This is a genomic window from Amycolatopsis sp. MEPSY49 (assembly GCF_051337345.1).
Taxonomy (GTDB): Bacteria; Actinomycetota; Actinomycetes; order Mycobacteriales; family Pseudonocardiaceae; genus Amycolatopsis.
Map to the genome: position 1 here is coordinate 21,011 of NZ_JBDLYJ010000016.1, position 20,622 is coordinate 41,632.

The 20,622-nt window shown below is 71.8% G+C and carries 13 protein-coding genes; 3 read left to right on the forward strand and 10 right to left on the reverse strand.

From position 1 onward, the window contains the following. The first annotated feature begins 69 nt into the window (after positions 1-69). On the forward strand, positions 70-2,166 hold the full coding sequence (locus ABFJ78_RS43165) for a hydantoinase/oxoprolinase family protein (protein ID WP_436393243.1): 2,097 nt from the start codon (positions 70-72) through the stop codon (positions 2,164-2,166). Continuing rightward, positions 2,163-4,469 carry a hydantoinase B/oxoprolinase family protein gene (locus ABFJ78_RS43170; RefSeq protein ID WP_436393244.1) on the forward strand — a complete coding sequence of 769 codons (2,307 nt, stop codon included), beginning with the start codon at positions 2,163-2,165 and terminating at the stop codon, positions 4,467-4,469. Before ABFJ78_RS43165 ends, ABFJ78_RS43170 begins: the two co-directional genes overlap by 4 nt. Before the next feature lie 402 nt (positions 4,470-4,871). Here ABFJ78_RS43170 and ABFJ78_RS43175 read toward each other — a convergent pair whose 3' ends face one another. Then, positions 4,872-5,552, reverse strand: coding sequence for a TetR/AcrR family transcriptional regulator (locus ABFJ78_RS43175; RefSeq protein WP_436393245.1), 681 nt, complete (start codon positions 5,550-5,552; stop codon positions 4,872-4,874). Between the two features lie 96 nt (positions 5,553-5,648). Between ABFJ78_RS43175 and ABFJ78_RS43180 the strand changes: the two genes are divergently transcribed. Further along, positions 5,649-6,563 (forward strand): SDR family oxidoreductase, encoded by a 915-nt coding sequence (locus ABFJ78_RS43180; RefSeq protein ID WP_436393246.1) that lies wholly within the window; start codon positions 5,649-5,651, stop codon positions 6,561-6,563. A 3-nt stretch (positions 6,564-6,566) separates the two neighbouring features. Here ABFJ78_RS43180 and ABFJ78_RS43185 read toward each other — a convergent pair whose 3' ends face one another. From ABFJ78_RS43185 to ABFJ78_RS43225, 9 genes are all read right to left on the reverse strand, one after another. Further along, the gene (locus tag ABFJ78_RS43185) at positions 6,567-7,166 is read right to left on the reverse strand and encodes a TetR/AcrR family transcriptional regulator (RefSeq protein ID WP_436393247.1); all 600 of its coding nucleotides are present in this window, start codon (positions 7,164-7,166) and stop codon (positions 6,567-6,569) included. A gap of 28 nt (positions 7,167-7,194) precedes the next feature. Continuing rightward, entirely contained in the window at positions 7,195-8,229 is a 1,035-nt protein-coding gene (locus tag ABFJ78_RS43190; protein WP_436393248.1) for a hypothetical protein, read from the reverse strand. Continuing rightward, complete coding sequence (locus ABFJ78_RS43195) at positions 8,226-9,665, reverse strand: FAD-dependent oxidoreductase (RefSeq protein WP_436393370.1); 1,440 nt, start codon at positions 9,663-9,665, stop codon at positions 8,226-8,228. Before ABFJ78_RS43195 ends, ABFJ78_RS43190 begins: the two co-directional genes overlap by 4 nt. 75 nt (positions 9,666-9,740) lie before the next feature. Continuing rightward, on the reverse strand, positions 9,741-10,679 hold the full coding sequence (locus ABFJ78_RS43200; protein ID WP_436393249.1) for a GNAT family N-acetyltransferase: 939 nt from the start codon (positions 10,677-10,679) through the stop codon (positions 9,741-9,743). Positions 10,680-10,699: 20 nt separating this feature from the next. After that, a complete protein-coding gene (locus ABFJ78_RS43205; RefSeq protein ID WP_436393250.1) occupies positions 10,700-11,191 on the reverse strand; it encodes a hypothetical protein in 492 nt (163 codons plus the stop codon). A 307-nt stretch (positions 11,192-11,498) separates the two neighbouring features. Further along, positions 11,499-11,699, reverse strand: coding sequence for a hypothetical protein (locus ABFJ78_RS43210; RefSeq protein WP_436393251.1), 201 nt, complete (start codon positions 11,697-11,699; stop codon positions 11,499-11,501). Positions 11,700-11,990: 291 nt separating this feature from the next. Then, positions 11,991-14,438 carry a beta-L-arabinofuranosidase domain-containing protein gene (locus tag ABFJ78_RS43215; protein ID WP_436393252.1) on the reverse strand — a complete coding sequence of 816 codons (2,448 nt, stop codon included), beginning with the start codon at positions 14,436-14,438 and terminating at the stop codon, positions 11,991-11,993. Next, entirely contained in the window at positions 14,435-17,344 is a 2,910-nt protein-coding gene (locus ABFJ78_RS43220; protein ID WP_436393253.1) for a glycosyl hydrolase, read from the reverse strand. Before ABFJ78_RS43220 ends, ABFJ78_RS43215 begins: the two co-directional genes overlap by 4 nt. Next, positions 17,341-20,622 (reverse strand): glycosylhydrolase-like jelly roll fold domain-containing protein, encoded by a 3,282-nt coding sequence (locus ABFJ78_RS43225; RefSeq protein WP_436393254.1) that lies wholly within the window; start codon positions 20,620-20,622, stop codon positions 17,341-17,343. Before ABFJ78_RS43225 ends, ABFJ78_RS43220 begins: the two co-directional genes overlap by 4 nt.

A 20,622-nucleotide genomic window follows, 5' to 3' on the forward strand; every position in this document is an offset into this window, starting at 1 on the left:
CTCTTGTCACATGCGTTGAATAGTCTACGCCGCAGTTAGCAGCTTTCTCCGCGCAAAGGAGCGTGAGTCATGGCCTATGTCATCGGCGTGGACGTGGGCGGCACGTTCACCGACGCCGTTCTCGACGACGACGCCGGGACCGTGCTCGCCGCGAAGTCCCCCTCGACCCCGCCCGACTACTCCCAGGGCGTGCTCGACGTGCTCGGACTGCTGGCCGAGCAGCTCGGCAGGTCGCTGCCGGAGCTGCTGGCCGACACCCACCACATCGCCCACGGGACGACGTCGTCGCTCAACGCGCTGGTGACGGGCAACGTGCCGCCGGTCGGCTTCCTCACCACCAAGGGCCACCGCGACTCGATCTTCGTCATGAACGTCGAGGGCCGCTACCTCGGTCGTGCACCGCACGAGCTGCAGAACGTGCTGCACCAGAAGAAGGACCACGGGCTGCTGCCGAAGCGGCTCGCCCTCGAGGTGACCGAGCGGGTCGACCGCGACGGCACCGTCGTCGTCCGGCTCGACGAAGACGAAGCCCGCGCGAAGATCCGCGACCTGCTCGCCGACGGCGTCCGCGCCATCGCCGTCTCGCTGCTGTGGTCCTTCCGCAACCCGGCGCACGAACAGCGGATCCGCGAGCTGATCGCCGAGGAGGACCCGGACGTCTTCGTCGCGCTGTCATCGGAGGTGAGCCCGCGCATCCGCGAGTTCGCCCGCAACGCCACCACGATCATGAGCACGCAGATCGGTCCCGGCCTGCGCGACTACCTCACGACGCTGGAGGACACGCTGCGCGCGAACCGGCTTTCCGGGCCGTTGCTGGTGATGCAGAGCAACGGCGGCGCGGTCGCCGCGAAGGAGGCGCCGGCCGCGGCGATCAGCACCGTCGGCTCGGTGCTCACCGGCGGGGTGATCGGCTCGGTCGCGCTGGGCCGCCAGCTCGGCCACCGCAACATCATCTCCACCGACGTCGGCGGCACCACGTTCCTCGCCGGGCTGGTCGTCGACGGCGAGCCGGTGCGCGACACCACGACCGTCATCAACCACCACCCGATCAACGTCCCCACCCTGCGGGTCGACGCGATCGGGTCCGGCGGCGGCGCGATCGCCTGGCTGGACGCCGGCGGGAACCTGCGCATCGGGCCGCACAGCGCGCAAGCCGTGCCGGGTCCGGCTTGCTACGGCAACGGCGGCACCGAGCCGACCAACACCGACGCCAACCTGGTGCTCGGCATCCTGCCCGAACGCGGGCTGCTCGGCGGCCGCAAGCCCCTGTCGCTGGAGCTGGCGCGCGAGGCGATCGACACGCACATCGCGAAGCCGCTCGGCCTCACCGTCGACGAAGCGGCGGCCGCGATCTACACCGTGCAGAACGCGCAGACCGGCGACCTGCTGCGCAAGACCGTCGTCGAAGCCGGCCACGACCCGCGCGAATTCGTGCTCTACGCGTTCGGCGGCGCCGGACCGGCGCACTGCGCGGGCTACGCGGCCGAAGTCGGGTGCACCGAGGTCGTCGTCCCGCTCGGGCCGGTCGCGTCGGCGTTCTCCGCGTTCGGGCTCGCCTCCTCGGACATCGTGCTGGCGGCCGAGCTGTCCGACCCGTCGAACGTCCCCTTCGACCCGCGGCGCGCCGAACGCAACTTCGGCCGGCTGGAACAGCGGGTCCGCGAGGGCCTCGACCGGCAGGGCCTGAAGTTCGAAAAGGTCGAGCTGTTCCGGGAAATCGACATGCGCTACTCGATGCAGCTCGCCGAAGTCACCACGCCGGTCGTCCGGGGACCTCTGGACGTGGCGGCGATCGAAGAAGCCGCCGCCGGGTTCGAAGAGCGTTATGCCGCCCTGTACGGCAAGGACGCCGGGTTCCGCGAAGCCGGGATCCAGGCCATCACGTTCCGCGTCCGCGGCGTCGGCATCCTGCCGTTCAGCCCGGAGCTGCCCGAAGTCCCGGTCGCGGACGCACCCGCCGCGCGGGCCGGCACGAGGCTCGTGTGCCTCGACGCCGCTCTCGGGTACGTCGACACCGCCGTCTACGACTACCGCGAACTCCGCAGCGGCCACGTGCTGACCGGCCCCGCCATCGTCGAGGTCCCGACCACCACCGTCGTGGTGCCCGCGGGCTCCACCGGCACCGTCGACCACCTCGGCAACCTCACGATCAGGAGCGCCGCATGAGCATGCCCATCCCGGGCTCGGAGCAGTTCTCGAGCCGTCCCGTCGACCTCGGCGAGCTCCGGCGGTCGCTGCCGTCCACTTTGGATGTCCACAGTGTCACCCAGGACCAGATCGACGCCCTCGACCCGCTGACCTACGAGGTCGTCCGGCACCGGCTGTGGTCGGTCACCGACGAGATGGGCGAGGCGCTCAAGCGCATGTCCGGCTCGCCGATCGTCACCGACGCCAACGACTTCGACTTCGCCATCTCCGACGAGCTCGGCCAGGAGGTGCAGGTCGGCCTCTACAACACGATGCTCGTCGGCGCGGTCGACCTCGCCATCTACTGGACGCTGCGCAACCGCGCGGCCAACCCGGGCATCGAAGCCGGCGACATGTTCCTCTGCAACGACCCGTGGGTCGGTGGCGGGCTGCACCAGAACGACGTCATCGTCTACCAGCCGGTGTTCCACGACGGCAAGCTCTTCGCCTGGACCAGTGCCATCGCCCACCAGCCGGACCTCGGCGGCGTCGGGCTCGGGTCCTTCTCCCCCGCCGCCGAGGACGTCTTCTCCGAGTCCCTGCCGACACCGCCGGTGAAGGTGGTCCGCGACGGGCGGCTGCAGCGGGACGTCGCCGACCTCTGGGTGCGCCGCTCGCGCGTGCCGATGCTCGTCGGGCTCGACCTGCGCGCGAAGATCGGCGCGAACAACGTCGGCGCCGAACGCCTGCACGCGCTGATCGACCAGTACGGCCCGGACACCGTCAAGGCCGTCATGAAGCGGATGATGTCCGACGCCGAAAGCCGGTTGCGGGACAAGCTTTCCGCGCTGCCCGACGGCACCTGGACGGCCACCGGTTACCAGGACCAGTCGCACGAGGGCGACCGGAACCTGCACAAGATCACGGTCACCACCACCAAGACCGGCGACCACCTGACGTTCGACTTCACCGGCACCGACCCCCAGGCCGGCGTCATCAACTGCACGTACGCCGGCATGCGCGGCGGCGTGATGCTCGCGCTGCTGCCGATCCTGGCGGGCGACATCCCGTGGTCGGCGGGCGGGCTGATGCGCTGCTTCGACCTCGTCACCGAGGAGGGGACGCTCAACAACGCGACCTTCCCCGCCGCGGTCGGCCGCGGCCCGATCGGCCCGGCCTGGCTCACGGGCAACCTGATCGCCGAGTGCCTCGCGCAGATGCTCGACCGGGACATCTCCCTGGGCAAGAGCGTGCAGGCGACGTGTTGCGGGACGTGGGACACGGCGGTGATCGCGGGGCTCGACGAACGCGGCGAGGCACCGGCGCCGTTCCTCAACATCATCATGGAACCGATGGCCGGCGGCTACGGCGCGCGGCCCGACGCGGACGGCATCGACACCGGCGGCCTGTTCTGCATCCCGATGGGCCGCGTCCCCGACGTCGAGATGACCGAGTTCCTCTACCCGGTGTTGACGCTGTGGCGGCGTGAGGTCCCCGACTCCGGCGGGCCCGGGCGCCACCGCGGCGGGCTCGGCGCGTCGATCGCGCTGACCCCGCACGGCACGAGCGTCCCGATGGGCCTGGTGCTGGCGTCGGCGGGCAAGGCGGTCGCGCAGAACGGCGGCCTCGCCGGCGGGCACCCGGGCAACAGCGGCCTCGACGTCGTGGCGCGGCGGAGCCCGGTGGCTTCCCTGCTCGCGTCGGGCCGGATTCCGTCCACAATGGACGAGCTGGGGTCCGCTCTGGAGCCGGGGCAGAACTACGCGTCGAGCTACCTCGCACCGGGCGAGGTCTTCGCGATGACGTGGCAGGGTGGCGGCGGCTACGGCGATCCCCTGGCGCGGGATCCCTTGGCGGTGGCTCGCGATTTGCGCGAAGCCAAGATCACGCCGGAAGCGGCGCTCGAGGTCTACGGCGTGGTGGTCCGCGACGGCGTGGTGGACGCGGCTGCTTCGGCGGCCGAGCGTTCCCGGCAACGCGACCGGCGCCGCTCGCGTTCGTCGGTACCGGGGCCTTCGCTGGGCAAGGTGAGTTTGACCGGCGCCCGCCGGCTCGACGACAACCTGGTCGAACCCGCCGACGGCGGGTTGGCGTGCGGCCACTGCGGCGAAGTCCTGCGCGCGAAGGACGGCGAACCGGCGGCGGCGGTGTACGAGGGGCCACCCACGGACGCGGGCCCCCAGATCATCGCGACGGCGGCCGACTACGTGGACGCGGCGGTGGTGTTCCGCCAGTACTGCTGCCCATCCTGCTGGACGGCGGTGTACTCGGGCGTGGTGCCGGCGGACCACCCGCACTCGCTGCGAGCCCTAGGCCACCGGACGGCGGCGCCGGTCGCCTGAGCAGAGCGTTCCGCACCTGGGCCGCCACTGTCTTCACTGCCTCCGTTCGCACGGGAGGTCCGCGAGAGCACGAGCGGCTGACGCCCAGAAAAGAAGCTGGGTGGTCATCCCGTCGCCTGAGGCCGCAAAAATCACTTTGAGCCAGGCCCGCAACCCACAGGAAAAGGCGAGAAGACAACGCAAGCTTGCGGGCCTGGCTCAAAGTGATAGGCCTCGTTCAGGCGACGGGATGACCACCCAGCGACCACCCGAGAAGGCGAGCCGGAGAGCAAAACCCAAGGCCATCCCAGAGCCTGCCCGTCCGGCGAGGACATCTTTTGACCGTCCCCCGAGGACATCTTTTGCCCGTCCGGCGCTGTTCCCCAGCCCCCGCCAGGCACGCGCCCACCCAACCCCCAACCGTCAACCCGCAACAGCAGGCCGGTCCCCCGCGCGGGCCAGCAACCCCGAAATCGTCACTGCCAGGGTCCGGCCCACCAGCTCCGTGAAGTCCACCCGCGTGGCCGCCACCGCCGGGTCCAGCGCGTAAGCCGCCTGCAGTGCCTCGGACGGCCGGCTGTGCGGCCACGCCGCCGCGGTCACCAGGCTGGTCGTCGACACCAGCTCGAACGCGGCCCGATCGTCGAACTCGGGCAGGTGGCGGCGGACCACCGCGGTCAGCGACTCCACGGCCCGCAGGAGCGCGCGCTTGTGCTCGAGTGCCACCTCGGTGGAGACGTTGTGCTCCAGGACCGCCGCCTGCGAGCTGATCAGGTCGCACAGCACCGGCCGCCGCGCCAGCGATTCGGCCAGCACCGCCGCCAGCCGGTCGCCGCGCTCTCGCGGCGAGCCCTCCTCGACGGAAGAGCCCGCCAACTCGGCGATCCAGTCGCGCACGTGCCGGTCGAGCAGTTCCAGCAGGACCGCCTCGCGCGACTCGACGTACCGCACGATGTTCGCCTTGGCCAGGCAGACCCGGCGGCTCAGCTCGTTGAAGCTCAGCTTGGCGACCGGCAGCTCGGTCAGCATCTCGTCGGCGGTGGCCAGGATCGCGCGCCGCCGCTCGGCCCGCTGCTCGTCGGTCCGGGCGCGCTTGAAGTTCACCTCGCCATCTTACGAACCCCCGGTACGTTGTCAACGAACCAGCGGTACGTTATCGTGGGTCTCGTAACGTACCAGCGGTACTTAGAGAGGTCTGTCATGTACCAGGTCCCTGACCAGCACGGGAAGCTCGCCGTCGTGACCGGCGCCAACAGCGGCACCGGCAAGGAAACGGCCAAGCGGCTGGCCGCGGCCGGCGCGGACGTGATCCTCGCCGTCCGCACGCCCGAGAAGGGCGAGCAGGCGCGCCGCGACATCCTCACCGAGCACCCCGGAGCCCAGGTCGAAGTCCGGCGGATCGACCTGGCCGACCTGGCCTCGGTCCGCGAGTTCGCCGACGGGCTGATCGCCGCCGGCCGGCCCCTCGACCTGCTCGTCAACAACGCCGGCGTGATGACCCCGCCCCAGCGCGTCGAGACCACCGACGGCTTCGAACTGCAAATGGGCAGCAACTACCTCGGCCCGTTCGCGCTGACCCTGCGCCTGCTGCCGCTGCTGCTCGCCGCGCCGGCCCCGCGGGTGGCGACGATGAGCAGCGGCATGGCCAACGCCGGCCGGATCGGCTTCGACGACCTGCAGTGGGAACGCGCGTACCGCCCGAACCGCGCCTACGCCCAGTCGAAGCTGGCCGACCTGATGCTGACCCTGCGGCTGGCGGACATCGCGGCCGAGCGCGGCTGGCCGCTCCTCTCGACCGGCGCGCACCCCGGCTACACCCGCACCAACCTGCAGACCTCGGGTCCGGGCCTGGACGGCAGCAAGCCGGCCCCGCTCACCTCACTGGCGTTCAAGCTGGTGCCGTCCCAAGGGGTCGAGCAGGGCGCGGAACCCCTGCTGTACGCGGCGACGAGCCCGGACGCGGTGCCCGGCGGCTACTACGGCCCGCGCTGGGGGCTGGTCGGCCCGGCGAAGACGGCCAAGCCGGCGCGCCGCGCGCTGGACAAGGCGGTGGCCGAGCGGCTGTGGACCGAGTCCGAGCGCCTCACCGGCGTCTCGCTGCCCGCCCACGCCTGAGCGTCACCCGCGCAGCGCCGGGCCGATCCAGCGGCGGACGAGCGCCCGGATCCCGTCGTCGGTGAGCGCCGGGGTCGAGGGGTAGCGCAAGTACGACAGGAAGAGCCGCATCAGGAGCTCGGCCAGCCCCTCGAAGTCCTCGTCGGTGGTGACGCCGGCGGCCGTCCAGCCGGCCGGCACGTTCCGGAGAATCGTCGCGCCGTAGGAGAAAGCCATCGGCGACAGCACGCCTTCGGTGAAGAAGTCGGCTTCGCCCGCCTGCAGGAGGAGCCCGAGGTAGGGCTCGCCGGGCAGCGTCCGGACCGCGAACACCACGGACTCCACGGCGACCTCGACCGCGCTGCCGAACGACGTCAGGTGGCGTTCCATCCGCCCGGCGAACTCCTCGACGCCGGCCAGGGCGACCGCGCGCAGGATGTCGTTGAGGCTCGGGAAGTAGCGGTAGACGGTCTGCCGCGTCACCCCGGCCTCGGCGGCGACGTCGGACAGGGAGGTCTTGGCGAGGCCGACGCGGTCGAGGCACGCCGTCGCCGCGTCGACGATCCGGCGGCGTGCCTCGTCTTCGGTGCCGGGTGGGTTGCCCCGCCAGCCGTGGTGCCCCATGCGCCCCATCTTCCCCGACCGGACGGCGTCAGCCGGGAGCAGGGGCCCGCTCGTTCCGGTACAGCGCGACCAGCACGAGACCGGCCGCGGCGAAGCACGCGAGCACGTACGGGACGCTCCCGGCCGGGCCATCGCCGTCCGCGGCGAGCCAGAACACCGCCAGCACGCCCAGGTAAACGGCGGGATAGACCCGGGCGAAGACGGACCGCGGCGGGCGGTCCGCCCGGTTCGCCGCGATGATCCAGGCACCCGCGACCCAGACCAGGGCCAGCTCGACGCCGAGGATCCACGCCTGCGCGCCCGCGTGGCCGTCGAAGAGGCTCGACGGGAGGCCGGCGATCGCCATCGCCGGCGGGGTGAGCACCCCGGCCACCAGGGTGCGCCAGGTCAGCGACCACCCGCGTCGCGGACCGCCGGCCAGCCGCACCACCAGGTAGGTCAGCGCGCCGAACGAGACCGACGCGAACAGCAGCATGCTGGTCATCGGCACCGACGCCAGCGCCGGCTGGTTGACGATCCGGTTGCCCGGGTTCCACGCCCACCACCTCAGGTGCGGGCCGAGCTGGTCGAAGACTTCGTAGCACACCTGGCAGACGAAGGCGACCGCGACCGACCCGGCGAGCGGGCCCCGGGTCCGGAAGATCCCGAGCGCCCGCACGAGCTCGTAGGCGAGCTGGCTGAACGCCGGGTAGAACGCGACGATGTAGAGCGGCAGCCGGTCCGCCATGAACTGCACGGTGAACTCGTTGTGGGCGAAGATGAAGCCGTACAGCCGGTCGAGGCCGAACCACTCCGGGAAGTACAGCGGCGGCTCGGTGACGAACAGGTAGACCAGCGAAGCCCACCACAGCGCCAGGTTGACCGGATCGCCCGCGCGGTACCGGCGGACGGCGTGCGCCAGCGCGAAGACGGCACCGCCGACGACGAGCAGTTCGAGCAGCGGCATCGTCCAATGGGCCAGGTCCCACGGGGAGCGGGCCGAGACCACCGGGGAGACGTCGTGGCAGTCGAAGCCGAGACCGCGGGTGACGGCTTCGGCGTCGGACCCGCACGCCGTGCTCATCGCGCGGTCGCCGTCGAGTAGTCCGTGGCGGGCGGCTCGGCCTGGGCGTCGAAGCCGAACGGCACCCGGTGCCGGCCCAGCGCCGCGCGGACGCGGTAGCGCACGAGCCCCGCGAGCACGCGCGGGTTGCGCAGCATGTCCCCCAGCGACTCGTCGAGGTTGAACACCTTGGCGAAGTGCTCGTCGACGACTTCGTCCTCCCGGGCGGCCCCGACGATCAGGCTGAACGCCGGAGCCGAGACGGCGGCGAGGATCCGGCGCTTCCACTCGGGCGGCTTCTCGGTGCCCTCCGCGCACTCGTACCCCTGGTCGCGGGCCATCGCCAGGCGCCACGGGACGTTCAGCAGCTTGCGTTGCGCGGCAAGGAAGTCCGCGGAGAACTTCGTGTCGACGCGGTCGGCGCGGGCGAGGTGTTCGCGCAGCAGCAGGGCCGAGCCGGCCGCGGAGCTGATGCCCTGGGCGTAGAACGGGTTGAACGCGCAGATCGAGTCGCCGACGAACGCCAGCCCCTTCGGCGGGGTGCGCAGGCGGTCGTAGCGCCGCCACTTGTTGCCGGTCGAGCGGGTCAGGTGGACTTCCGAGGTGGGCTCGCACCGGTCCATCGCGGCCGCGAACAACGGCGTCCGGACGCGGCGGGCGGTCTCGACGAACGCGTCCGTCGTGCGCGGCATCGGCAGCCCCCACGACCCCATGCAGGCGATGACCCGGTTACCCTCGACGGGGAAGAAGTTGACCAGGTAGTCGTGTTCGTCGGGGTGCTCGCCCTTCGCCGGGGTCGGCATGATCACCAGGTGCCGCCACCACCAGGACGCGGGCCGCGGCGTCGGCAAGTCGTACCAGCGCGAGGTGTAAGTGACCTTCGCGTCGAGCGTCCTGGTCTCCGGCTCGGGCCAGCCGGCCGCCGCCAGCCAGCCGCCGACGGCGGAGCCGCGGCCCAGGGCGTCGACGACGAAGTCGGCGTCGAGGTGCCCGCCATCGGTGTCGACGCCGGTGATGCCGCCGTCGCGGGTGGTCAGGCCGGTGACCACGACACCCTCGCGGACGGTGACGTTGGGCAGTTCGCGCACTTTGTCCCGCAGGACGCGTTCGATGAGGATCCGCGAGCTGTAGACCATGGTCATCGCGCTGCGCTTGCGGGCGGACCAGCCGGCTCCGTCGAGGTAGGCGGCGTCCATGGACGGCATGAGGTGCAGCCCGCCGGCGGCGATGAGGTCGGCTTCGAAGCCGGGGAAGAGCGCACCGATCGCGCGACGGCCCGAGTTCAGCAGGAAGTGCGGGTGCTTGCTCTGCGGCACCCCGCGGCGGTGCTCGGCGCCGGCGGGCAGCTCGTCGCGTTCGAGCACGAGTACTTGGTCGAAGTACGGCGCGAGCGCGCCGGCGGAGCAGAGACCGGCGGCACTGCCCCCGAGGACGACGGCGGTCTTGCCGAGCCGCATACGACCAACTCCCATCATACAAAGTGACGACGAATGTATGAATGGATGGGCGTGGGTGTCAAGGGGCCCGGGTCGCTAGGACGCGGGCGGCGAGCTGACCCGCAGGACGTTCCCGTCCGGGTCGTGCAGGCGCATCTCGTACATCCCCCACGGCCGCACGAACGGTGGCTCCGCGATGTCGACGCCGCGCCCGCGCCACTCCCGGAACAGCCGGTCGACCTGCGCGGCCGTGTGGACGTCCAGGTGCAGGCGGGTCGCGTGCGCGCCCGGGACCTGGGTCAGCATGAGCTGGACGTGGTCGCGGCCGACCAGCGCGGTGCCCGGCTCGTGCGGTTCGCCGTCGTGCAGGAACCGGGCCCGGCGCTCGGACCAGCGCCAGCCGACGTCGAAGCCCAGCGCGTCCGCGTAGAACCCGAGGCTGGCGACGACGTCGGCCACCAGCAGGTTGGGCCGGCAGGCGAAGATCGCCGGCCCGGGCGCGGCGCCGGCCCAGTCCTCGGCGAGCAGGCCGAACAGGAGGTCGTCCGTCCATTCGCCCTTGAGCCACGTGTGCCGGCGGCGGAAACCCTCGCGGCCGAACCCGAGCCGTTCGAGCAGGCCCGCCGACGCGGTGTTGCGCGCGTCGCACTCCGCCGACACCCGGCGCACGCCCGCGGCGAACGCCCGGTCCAGCACGCACCGCACGGCGTCGGTCGCGTAGCCGCGCCGCTGGTGCGCGCGGGCGATGGTGAACCCGAGGTCGGCCTGCATCCGGTTGTCCGCCAGGCAGAGGCCGACGTCCCCGACCAGCACCCCGCCGGCCTCGACGGCGTACTGGAACCAGCCGGGCACGCCCTCTTCGGCGGCCGCGAACTCGGCGACGAGCTGCCGGGCTTCCGCGTCCGGCACCGGCGCGTCCCACCCCTGGTACCGGGCGACTTCGGGATCGGAACGGTAGGCGGCGAAAGCCTCGGTGTCGGCGGTGGTGAACCGCCGCACGACCACGTGCCCGGACGCCACCGGCAGTTCGCTCATCCGCCCAGGTTAGAGCGCTTTCAGCGCGCCGAGCCGTGGGAACCGCGGATCCGCAGCCCGTCGGTCTCGATGATGAGTTCCGGCGGGTAGCCGTTCACCCCGACGCCCGCGAACCGGATGGGCTCGCGGCCGGCGCCGACCAGCGTCGTGGTGCCGTTCTTCTCCTCGAGCCGGACCGTCCGGGGACCCGATCGGGTGTCGAAGACGTGCATGCTGCCGAAGGCCGCGTCGAGGTCCGGCCAGGCCTGCCGGGCCACCCCGTCGAGGACGACGGACGGCAGCGCCTGCGGCTCCCCGTCCAGGAAGACCTCGGTCGTGGAGGACTCACCGGTTTCGATGCGCAGGCCCGTCTGCTCCTCGTTGTCGAGGGTGAGCTCGACGTACCCGCCGCGAGGAGCCGTCTCGCGGATTTCGAGCTCACCACCGGGCCGGACCAGGAACTCCGCCGGGTACCGGGCGACGACGGCGAGGAGCGGATGGCGCAGGCCGTTGACGATGCGGATCGTTTTCACCCGCTGCGCTAGTGATTCGGTCAACGGACAGGCCTTTCGGAGTAGCTGCGAATCGGCAGATCGTACCTCCGGCTGCCGGGTCGTCGGAGCTACCCCAGGGGTATCTAAGGGGTGGTCCAGTCCTGCGTCACCCGACCGCCGGGTTCCGGCGGCGGCGCGGGTTCCCCGGCCCGCGCCCGATCTCCGCGCAGCGGTGGATGGCGAAGGCGTGACTCAGGTGATCGCGGAAGACGGTTCGTGGTCCGCACGCTCGAAGACGGCCGGCCGGCGGAGCACCGCGCAACCGCGGGCGTGAGCCCTGCCGGTGTCAGCGGCGCGCGCGGCGGCCGGACGGGTCGTGAGCCGGCGTGCCGGAACGGCGCTGCGGGCCGGGCACGCCGTCGGAAGGCTGCTCCGGGGTGTACACGGGTTGGCGGAACAGGCCGCCGTACCGGACGTCCTGGGGTGTGGTGAGCGTGCCGGGCAGGGGCTCCTCGGCGATGGGGTGGCTGAACAGCGAACTGTCCACTGTGGAAGCGGTGATCGGGGGATCCTTTCGTGACCGCCACCGGAGGTGGCGGGGTTCAGACGGGTACCGCTACGCGGCTCGCTCGTGGGGCGAGGGGTAGCTGACCCAGTCGGGCAGTCCCGTGGTGGGCGCCGCGGGCTCGAGCCGCAAGCGTGACCCGGTGGGCATCGGCCGGATGGGGGCCGAGGGCGGCGCAGGTTCGACCACTCGCGCTCGGAATGCCCTCGGACACCACCCAGCGTACACGACACCCTCGCGGAGTGTGTCAAGACCGGGTCCTGCCGACCGGGCTCACGCACCCCCGTTCGCCAACGCCCGTACCTCCGTCTCCCCCAACGCCCGCCCGTACAACCGGAAGTCCGCGACCGCGCCCTTCAGATACGGGTGCTTCGGGTTCTGCGAGCGCCCCAAGTAGTTCAGCTGCGTCGCCCCCAGCAGGAGCGGGCTCATCTTCGGCGCCGGGTTCACCCCGGTCAACTCGCCGCCGAAGTACAGCCGCAGCCCCTCGCCCGCCGTCACCGCCACGTGCGTCCACTCCCCCGCCGGGAGCGGGACCGCCGCGTCCACGTAGTCCTCCGCCTCCATGCCGCCCAGCTTCATCGCGCAGCGCGCCACCCCGAGCCCCGTGCGCGGGGTCAGGAAGAAGTACGACTGCGCGTTGAAGCCCAGGTCGAACACGCGCGCCGAGTTGACGACCGCGTCCACCCGTACCCACATCGACACCGTCAGCCCGGTCAGGTTCGCCGGCAGGCCCGGCGCCAGCCGGACGTGCCCGTCGACGCCGTCCAGCTCGATCCCCCGCTCCCCGGCGACGGCACCGCCGCCGAGCACCGCGGCCGGCCAGCGACGCGTCGACTCGGACAAATCAGCGCCGAGCGGGTACACCGCCACGGTCTTCGGCGCCGGCCGATCCGGCTTCGCGGCGAGATAGACGCTGTAGTGCTCGTGCTGCACGTCCAGGAACGGGCTCAGCCGCAGCCGTTCCGAACCCGCGAGCACGCTGAACTCCGCCCGCCCCGGCTCCCGCCGCAACGAGCGCGGGTACACCGTCGGGATGACCGGCGGCACCGACGACCCGTGCCGCGCGGCGAGCACCAGCGGGCCGTACGTCAGGGCCGACACCGCGGGGTTGTCCGGCGCGGGCAGCCACCGCGGGGTCATCGGCAGGTGAAGTTCGACGACGTCACCGGCGTGCCACCGGCGCCGGATCGTCGCGAACCGCCCCGGCGTCGCGTCCACCGGCACGCGGTTCACGGTCAGGCGCGGGTGGGACACCCACGAAGGAATCCTCACGCGCAGGGCGAATTCGCCGGAACCGTCGACGCGCAACCGAACGGTTTCGTCGTACGGGTATTCGGTCTCCAGCCGCACCGACGCACCATGGAAGTCCACTGTGGACGGGATGAACAGGTTGACGTACAGCGTGTCGCCCGCGGTGAAGTAGATGTTCTCCGCGTACTTGACGTGGGTTTCCAGGCCGGTGCCGTGGTCACACGTGAAGTTGCCGTAGTCGCTGCTGTACGTGCCGGGGTCGGACGTCACCCCTTGCTTGCCCTGCCGCTGGGCTCCCGGCGTCAACCCGGTGTAGTACGTGACGAAGCCGTGCGGCGAGCCGGGGTCCTGCTCACCCAGCAGCTGGTTGAGCAGCGTCCACTCGTAGTGGTCGAGGTATCCGGTGCGGCTCGGGTCCTGCAGGAACAGCAGCCGGCCGAGCTTGAGCATGTTGTAGCTGTTGCAGTTCTCGCAGGTGTTCTCGCCGAGCTGGCTGACGACCTGGTCCGGCGGGCCGAAGAACTCCGCGTTGGCGTTGCCGCCGATGACGTAGCTGTGGTGGTGCACCACCTGGTCCCAGAAGTACGTCGCGATCGTGCGGTACCGCGGCTCGCCCGTCACGTCGTACTCCGCCGCCGCGCCGACGATCTTCGCGATGTCGGTGTTGGCGTGCCGCCCGGCGAGGGTGTCCTGGCGGGCGGCGAGGGGCGTGAAGATCTCGTCGTGGTCGAACCGCCGGGCCAGAGTGAGGTGCAGCGGGTCTTTCGTGACGGCGTAAAGGTTCGCGAGCGCCTCGTTCATGCCGCCGAACTCGGTGTGCAGCACCTTCTGCATGGCGTCATGGGAAAGCGGCGCGGTGCGGGTGTCGATCCAGCGCGCGATGCCGCGGGCGACGTCGAGGGCGCCCGCGGTGCCGAGCAGCCGGTGCTGGTCGAGCAGGCCGGCGAGGATCTTGTGGATCGTGTAGTACGGCGCCCACACGGACTTCCCGGCCTCGAGGCTGACGAAGTCGGACTCCGGGAACGCCGATAGGTAGCCTTCGGTGAACCCGGCCGACGGCGCCGCGGCCTGGCACTCGGCCAGCGCGGCCACCAGCCGGGTGCTCTTCGCGGCCAGCTCGGCGTCGCCGAGGTTCGCGGCCGCGAGGGCCAGACCGGACAGCAGGTGCCCGGTCGTGTGCCCGCGCAGCTGGCTGTTCGGCGCTTCCCAGCCGCCGCAGGGTTCGGCCGACGTCGGCAGCCCGGCGGTCAGCCGGAACGTGTGCAGCAGCCGGTCCAGGTCGACGAACTTCAGGTACGCCACGGTCCGGCGCATGTTCGCCAGGTACCGGCTTTCGAGCAGCCGGACCCCGCCGAGCGCGACGGGCCGCACCGGCGCCGCCGTCGACGCCGAAGCTTCCCACGGGACCACCGCCGCGAGGCCGAGCGCGGCTCCCAAGCCGAGCGCGGTGCGCCGCGTGACCTTCATCGGATCTCCTCCTGGCGGTACGGCAGCAGGCGCACCGGCCCGACCAGCCCGTAGGCCTGCCGCGCCGCGATCGCGAACACAGCGGGCCGGCTCACCCGGAGCCGGTTGTTCAGCGTGGTGGCGACCTCCACTTCGATGCTGTTGCGCCCGGAGCGCAGCCACGGCCCGACGTCGACGACGGTGTCGAGCACGTCGCACGGCGGCAGCGCGACGCCGTTGACCCGCACGCGGTAGGTGTCGAACACCTCCCCGAGATCCAGGTACGCGCCCAGCCCCCGGTCCCACCGGCCCAAGTCGACGGTCGTGCGATAGTGCCCGACCCCCGACACGTCCTCCAGACCGGGGATCGACGGCCAGGCCGCCAACGCGGGCAACGAGAACCGACGCTTCGGCTTGATCGTCGTGGTCGGGGTCGGCCCCGGCTGCCAGTCCTCGACTTCGAGGTCCCAGGTGGACAGTGCGATCGGCGCGGGCGGATCCGTCACCGAGGTCCGCGCGACCCGTCCGGTCGGCAACGTGGTCGAGTACGTGCCGGCCACCGGCGAACGCACCACCAGTTTCCCGTCGAGGTACCGCACCTCCGGCGCGTCGGACGACACCGCGTGCGGACCCCGGTCCGCGGCCAGCCCGACGATCACCGACTGGCCCGGCTTCAAGGACACCGAAACCCGGACCTTGTCGCCGCTACGCGAGAACAAGCCCAATCGTGAAGTCTCACCGGTCCACGCGTCGAGCAGGAAAGGCTGCGCGTCCCGGTCCTGGGCCGTCAGCCACACGTCCTGCGTGACGGCGGTGATCTTGCGATTCTCGGCGTGCCGGGCATTGCAAAGGTAGTAGTAGTCGGCAAGACCGTCGATGCGGTGCACGCTCATCACAGTGGACGGGTCGTGCTCGACATCGCGCGTGACGCCCAGTTCGGCGAGCGCGGCGGGGATTCCGGTGGCGTCCGCGACCACCCGGACGGAAGGCTGCGCGAGCAACGACGTCACCAGAGAGCGGAGCCGGTCGTTCTCCCCCGGCTGCGCGATGCCCTCGGCGTGGACGTCGGTCCAGGTGCCGATGACGACCGTCGGCAAGCCGGCGCGAGCGAAGTCGAGGAGCCGCTGGGCCGCGTGGACGGACAGCGTGTGCTCGCTGCCGTGGAACTGGTCGCCGCCGAGGATCATCGCCTTGTACGCGGGCCCGTCGGGCGCCAGCCGGCCCCGCCGGACGACCGCGCTGGGCAGGTCGAGCACGCCTTCGCTGAGGAAGCCGTGGGTCCAGCCGGCCGGGATGCCGTCGTTGGTCGCCCACGGCGCGCCGATGCCGGTGGACGTCCAGCCCTTCTGGCGGAAGAACGCGAGGTCCACCTGCGGCCGTCCGGTGCGCAGCACCAGCTGGGTGCGGGCGAACCAGCCGGCGATGTCCGGCACGTGCCCCCACGTCGGCTGCCGCGGCCCCCACGCCTCGGCGTACCCGATGCCGTTCCCGTTGTACGGCGAGAAAGCCGCGAAGCCGGGCCACTCCGCGCCAGGCGCCATCGCGTAGGCGAATCCGTGCAGCACGGCCTGGTTGACGCCGCCGGCGAAGACGCTGCCCATCGTCTGCAGCACCTTGTCCCAGGTGGTGTTGTACGCGCCGTTCGCGTACGCCGCGGACTCGCACGACAGCAGCCGCCGCCCGCCCATGTCACGGCCGGACGCGAGCACGCGGTAGTCGTCGAGGTTCTTGAACCCCAGTGATTCGCTCTCCGGCGCGTCCAGCAGCGCGGCGCTGCGGATGGCGTCGGTCTGCAGGCCGTAGGGCTGCACGCGCAGCGTCATGCCGAGGCTGTGCGCGAAGTCCCGGATCGGGAGCAGGTGGTGCTCGTGGTAGAGGTCCGAAAGCACCCGGTTGTAGTCGTCCTGCACGTGGTTCGACGTGTCGGAGTCGAAGGCGAACAGGTACTTGCCCTTGCGCTGCACGATAACCGGCAAGTACGGCAGGAGGTCGTACCCCATCCGTCGCCGGAACTCGGCGAGGAAGTCCGGCGACCAGATCGTCGCGTCGGTCTCGATCTCCAGGGAGTCCTCGAACAGGTCGCCGCCGACGTCCTTGAGCAGCCCGCGGATCGCGCGGGTGAGGATCGTCGAGTTCCACTCGTCCAGCACGACGCGGGTGCCCGCCGCGCTGAAGTGGTCGACGACGTAGGCGAGCGGCGTCGTGTGCGGGCCGGCTTCCGGCTGCTGAGCCGAACCGCGAGCCCAGTACGCGAGGAGCACCCAGGTGCCTTCGGGCGCGGTCCAGTCGATCTGTCCGTTCTGGACGTCCACCGTGCGCACCGACGCCGGGTCCAGCGTGACGGTGACCGCGGTGGGCGAACCGATCACCTGGGCGGCCTGGACCGCGACCAGCTCTTGGTTGCCGACGCCGTCTTCGGCGGGCACCAGCGCGGCCGGCGGCGGGCCGGTGTAGCTGCCGGTGACCGTCACGACGCCGTGCGCCAGTTCCTTGCTCGCCGCGACGTCGTCGGGCGTGATCGTCGGGACCGCGGTGGGCCAGCACGGGCCCATGGCGAGATCGACGGTCAGGCCGCGGGCCTTCGCCCGGCGCAGGGCCGTCTCGACCGCCGCGAGCCACGCGGGCGTGCCCCAGCCGTGGTGCTCGGGGTCCATGACCGTCTGGACGCTGTGGTGGACGTCCTGGATTTCGACGCCGCCGAAGCCGGCGTCGGCGATCTGGTCCACCTCGCGGGCGATCTCGCCGAGGTCGACCAGGCCGTGCGGCCACCACCAGCGGAACTTCGCGGCCGTCGAGGCGTCCGGCTTGGCGAACTGCTTCGCGAACGGCTTCCCGGGCGTGGCGAGGGCGGGTGGGGCCCACGAGAGGGTCGCGCCGACGCCGAGGGCGGCGCCGATGGTGAGGACGGTGCGTCTGCTGACGGTCATCGGGTGGGCTCCAAGCGGGCGGTGAGGGCGGCCTGCGGGCGCAGCGCGACCGGGCCGACGAGGCCAGACGGCAGGATCTTGTTGCGCGAGTTGGCCAAGGTGTTGGTCACGCGGACGCTGATCGTGTTGACGCCCGGGTGCAGCGCGCTCGTGGCGTCCACTGTGTACGGGTGCCAGAGCGCGGCGGGCAGCTCGGTGCCGTTCACCGTCGCGGTGGCGAGGTCGTGCACCTCCCCGAGGTCGAGCACCAGCTTGCGGCGCGCGAGGTCGGCCGCCGTGAGCGTCACCGTTGTCGTGTAGACGGCGCTGCCGGAGAACGTCGGCGCGAAGGTGGTCCACGAGCCGAGCGGGCGTTCGGTGGCGACGGCGCCGTCCTGCTCCAGCCGGACCGTCCACGGCCCGGCCGGCGCGATCGGCGTCAGCGGGTCGGTGACCTGGACGGTGCCGTGGTAGGTGCGGCCGTCGGCCTGCCCGGTGAGGGCGTACGTGCCGGGTGCCGTCGCGGTGACGGCAGCCTGCATCGTCCGCCCGGCGACGGACACAGAGGTCGCGGGCAGGGTGCCGTCGGTCAGGTGCGCGGTGTCGCGGACGCCCTTGCGGAACACCACGCCCAGCGTCTCGTACGGCTGGAGCGTGACCGGGACGCCGGTGGTGGCCCGCCCGCCCGAGTACGCCGTGGCGAGCTTCGTGGTGCCGGTGCGCGGGTCCCAGATCTCCGGAGTGCCGCCGACCGGGAAGGTCGCGGTCGTGGTGACCACGGCGTCGCTCTCGTTGTCGAGCAGGAACGCGGTGTCCGCGCCCCGGCCGGTGCGCTGCACCCGCACGGCGTCGGCCGCGGGCTGCAGCCGGGCCGCGCCGAACCCGGCGTCCTGCGCCAGGCCCGCGATCGCGTTGACGTCGGAGACGACGGTGACCGCACTGGAGAGGTTCCGCAGCTCCCGCGCCAGGTCGGCGTCGCGGCCGGTTGCCTCCCGCGTCGGAAGCGGGCCGACCGCGATCAGGTGGCCGCCGGTCCGCACGAACTTCGCCAGGGTGCGGGCGGTCGCGAGGTCCAGCACCGGTGTGCGCGGCAGCACCGCGAGCCGGTAGTTCGCCGCGCCGACCTGCAAGGTTCCCCCGCGGACCTGGGCCTGGAAGCGCGCGACCGGGTCACCGGAGAGCGACGAGTCGCTCAGCAGGTCGAAGTCGACCTGCCCGCGTTCCAGCGCGAAGGCCGTCTCGGAGAAGTCCTTGTCCAGTTGGTGACTCGCATCCGACATCCGGGTCTGTTCCGCCGCCCGCTGCGGCTGGATCAGCGCGGTCCGGGCGAGGTTCGTGCCCCGGCCCAGCTCCATCACGCGGCCGATCCACGCGTCGACGTCGGGCATGTCCTCCCAGAACGTGCTGCGCGGCCCGAACGGCGGCGCGAACGTCACCGACGTCTCGTCGGTGTACATCGCGTGCAGGAAGGTGAGGTTGACGCCGCGGGTGGCCAGCGCGCCGACGGTGGCGTGCAGGTAGTCCGGCGCCACCTGCCAGCCCGCGTTGCCGAAGGTCTCCATCAACGTCCGCGGCGCGCCGCTCTGGTGCGCGGCCGAAGAAGCGTTGCGCCCCAACGTGGTCTGCTCGCCGACGGTGTAGTCGGTGGTGATCATGTCGCTGCCCGGGACCTGCGCCCACTGGTTGTCCTTGGCCAGGTCACCGGTCGAGTTCATCCGCTGCTGCGGGCTCTGCTCGTCGAGCAGCGGGTTGGTGATCAGCTTCAGGCCGTGCTTGCCCATCCAGGCGGCCTCGCGCTGGTAGTAGCTGGTGGCGAAGAGGTTGTTCACGGCCCGCCAGTACGTGCCGGCGGCCCGGTCCGCGACCGCGTCGAGGCCGTCGGCCGCGGCGGTGTAGGCGACGCCGGGGGTGCCGCCGGCCGCGTGGACGGCGTCGGCGAGGCCGGGCGAGGACGGCAGGCGCTTGAACGGGTGTGGCTGTGCGGAGGCGAGGAAGGGTTCGTCGTCCCAGAAGCCGGGCACGACCGTGCCCATCGCCCACGGGAAGCGCCGCGCGTACTCCTCGGGCGCGATGCTCAGGAAGGCGTCCGTGGCGTCCGGGTCGAGCAGGTCGAGGTAACCGCGGACGTACCCGCTGGAGTCGTCGCGCAGGAGGACCTGCGAGTAGACGTCGACCTGCCAGGTCCCGGCGGGCACCGGCCAGCTGCCGCCCTTGAGTTCCACCGCGGCGGTCGTGCCCACCGGTCGCGCGGCCGCCGCCGTGACACCGGCCAGGTCGACGCGGTGCTGCGGGAAGTCCGCGAGCGCGGTGGCGTTGTCGAAGGTCGAGGTCCACAGCTTGGCGCCGTCCGGCGCGGTCACGGTCAGGTCGTCCCACAGCGAGCGTTGCGTGCCCTCGGCCGACACCGCCGCCGCACCGGCCGGATAGCTCGCGTCGATCGCCGCGGGCTGCACGGTGTTGTTGATCTTCGGGGTGATCGTGGTGCCGGAGACCGTGACACTCACCGTCTGCACATGGGTCGGCGTGAAGCCCGGCGTGTTGACGCCGGTGGTCAGCCGCGTCCGGTTCGGACCGTCCACTTCGTACACGCTGGCCGCGCCCTTGGCGTCGACGTCCACGAGGTAGCCGTGGGTGCCGTCCGAGCGCACCGCCAGCTGGACGCCCCCGGCCGTCAGCGTGACCTTGCCGCTCACCGTGTAGTCGGTCCAGCCCGCGCCAGGTGTCAGCGGGGCGGCGCCGGGCGCGGTGGCCGGGTCGACGACCAGCTTGCCGGTGTCGACGCTGAGCCCGGAGGTCTCGGCGAGCTCGAGCGTCGACGGCCCGGTGACGATCCGCGTCGAGCGCAGCAGGCCCTTGAGCCGCAGGTCCGGGCGCGCGGGGATGGTCCGGTCGCCCAGGGTGCCGCCGTTGACGACGTAGTTCGCGCCGCGGCCGCTCGGGAAGTTGTTGTCGTTGAACAGCCACATCTTCATGCCGGTGCGCCGCGCCTCGCGCAGCACGTGCCCGACGAGCGTGAACCAGTCCTCGGACAGGAACACGGGTTTCATCGAGTCGCCGCCGAGCGGGAAGATCACCGCCTCGTACACGCCCTTGGCGCGCATCTCGGCCATCTGCCGGTCGGTGACGTCGGCCGTGATGGTGTTGTTCCAGTACCAGTAGATCGCCGGGAGGCTGTCCCTCGGCGGGTTCGCGAAGGCGGCCGGGTCGAAACCCGGGGCGTCGGGCCCGGCGGTGGCCGGGGTGCTCACGCTCAGCGCGGTGACCACCGCGAGCACGAGGGACATCAGTGTCCTGCGCAT

Bases quoted from the DNA above. Each gene is read 5' to 3' on its own strand.
- ABFJ78_RS43220 (WP_436393253.1), bottom strand. From the start codon at position 17,344: ATGACCGTCAGCAGACGCACCGTCCTCACCATCGGCGCCGCCCTCGGC.
- ABFJ78_RS43180 (WP_436393246.1), top strand. From the start codon at position 5,649: ATGTACCAGGTCCCTGACCAGCACGGGAAGCTCGCCGTCGTGACCGGC.
- ABFJ78_RS43165 (WP_436393243.1), top strand. From the start codon at position 70: ATGGCCTATGTCATCGGCGTGGACGTGGGCGGCACGTTCACCGACGCC.
- ABFJ78_RS43225 (WP_436393254.1), bottom strand. From the start codon at position 20,622: ATGCGCAGGACACTGATGTCCCTCGTGCTCGCGGTGGTCACCGCGCTG.
- ABFJ78_RS43195 (WP_436393370.1), bottom strand. From the start codon at position 9,665: ATGCGGCTCGGCAAGACCGCCGTCGTCCTCGGGGGCAGTGCCGCCGGT.
- ABFJ78_RS43190 (WP_436393248.1), bottom strand. From the start codon at position 8,229: ATGAGCACGGCGTGCGGGTCCGACGCCGAAGCCGTCACCCGCGGTCTC.
- ABFJ78_RS43185 (WP_436393247.1), bottom strand. From the start codon at position 7,166: ATGGGGCACCACGGCTGGCGGGGCAACCCACCCGGCACCGAAGACGAG.
- ABFJ78_RS43215 (WP_436393252.1), bottom strand. From the start codon at position 14,438: ATGAAGGTCACGCGGCGCACCGCGCTCGGCTTGGGAGCCGCGCTCGGC.
- ABFJ78_RS43200 (WP_436393249.1), bottom strand. From the start codon at position 10,679: ATGAGCGAACTGCCGGTGGCGTCCGGGCACGTGGTCGTGCGGCGGTTC.
- ABFJ78_RS43170 (WP_436393244.1), top strand. From the start codon at position 2,163: ATGAGCATGCCCATCCCGGGCTCGGAGCAGTTCTCGAGCCGTCCCGTC.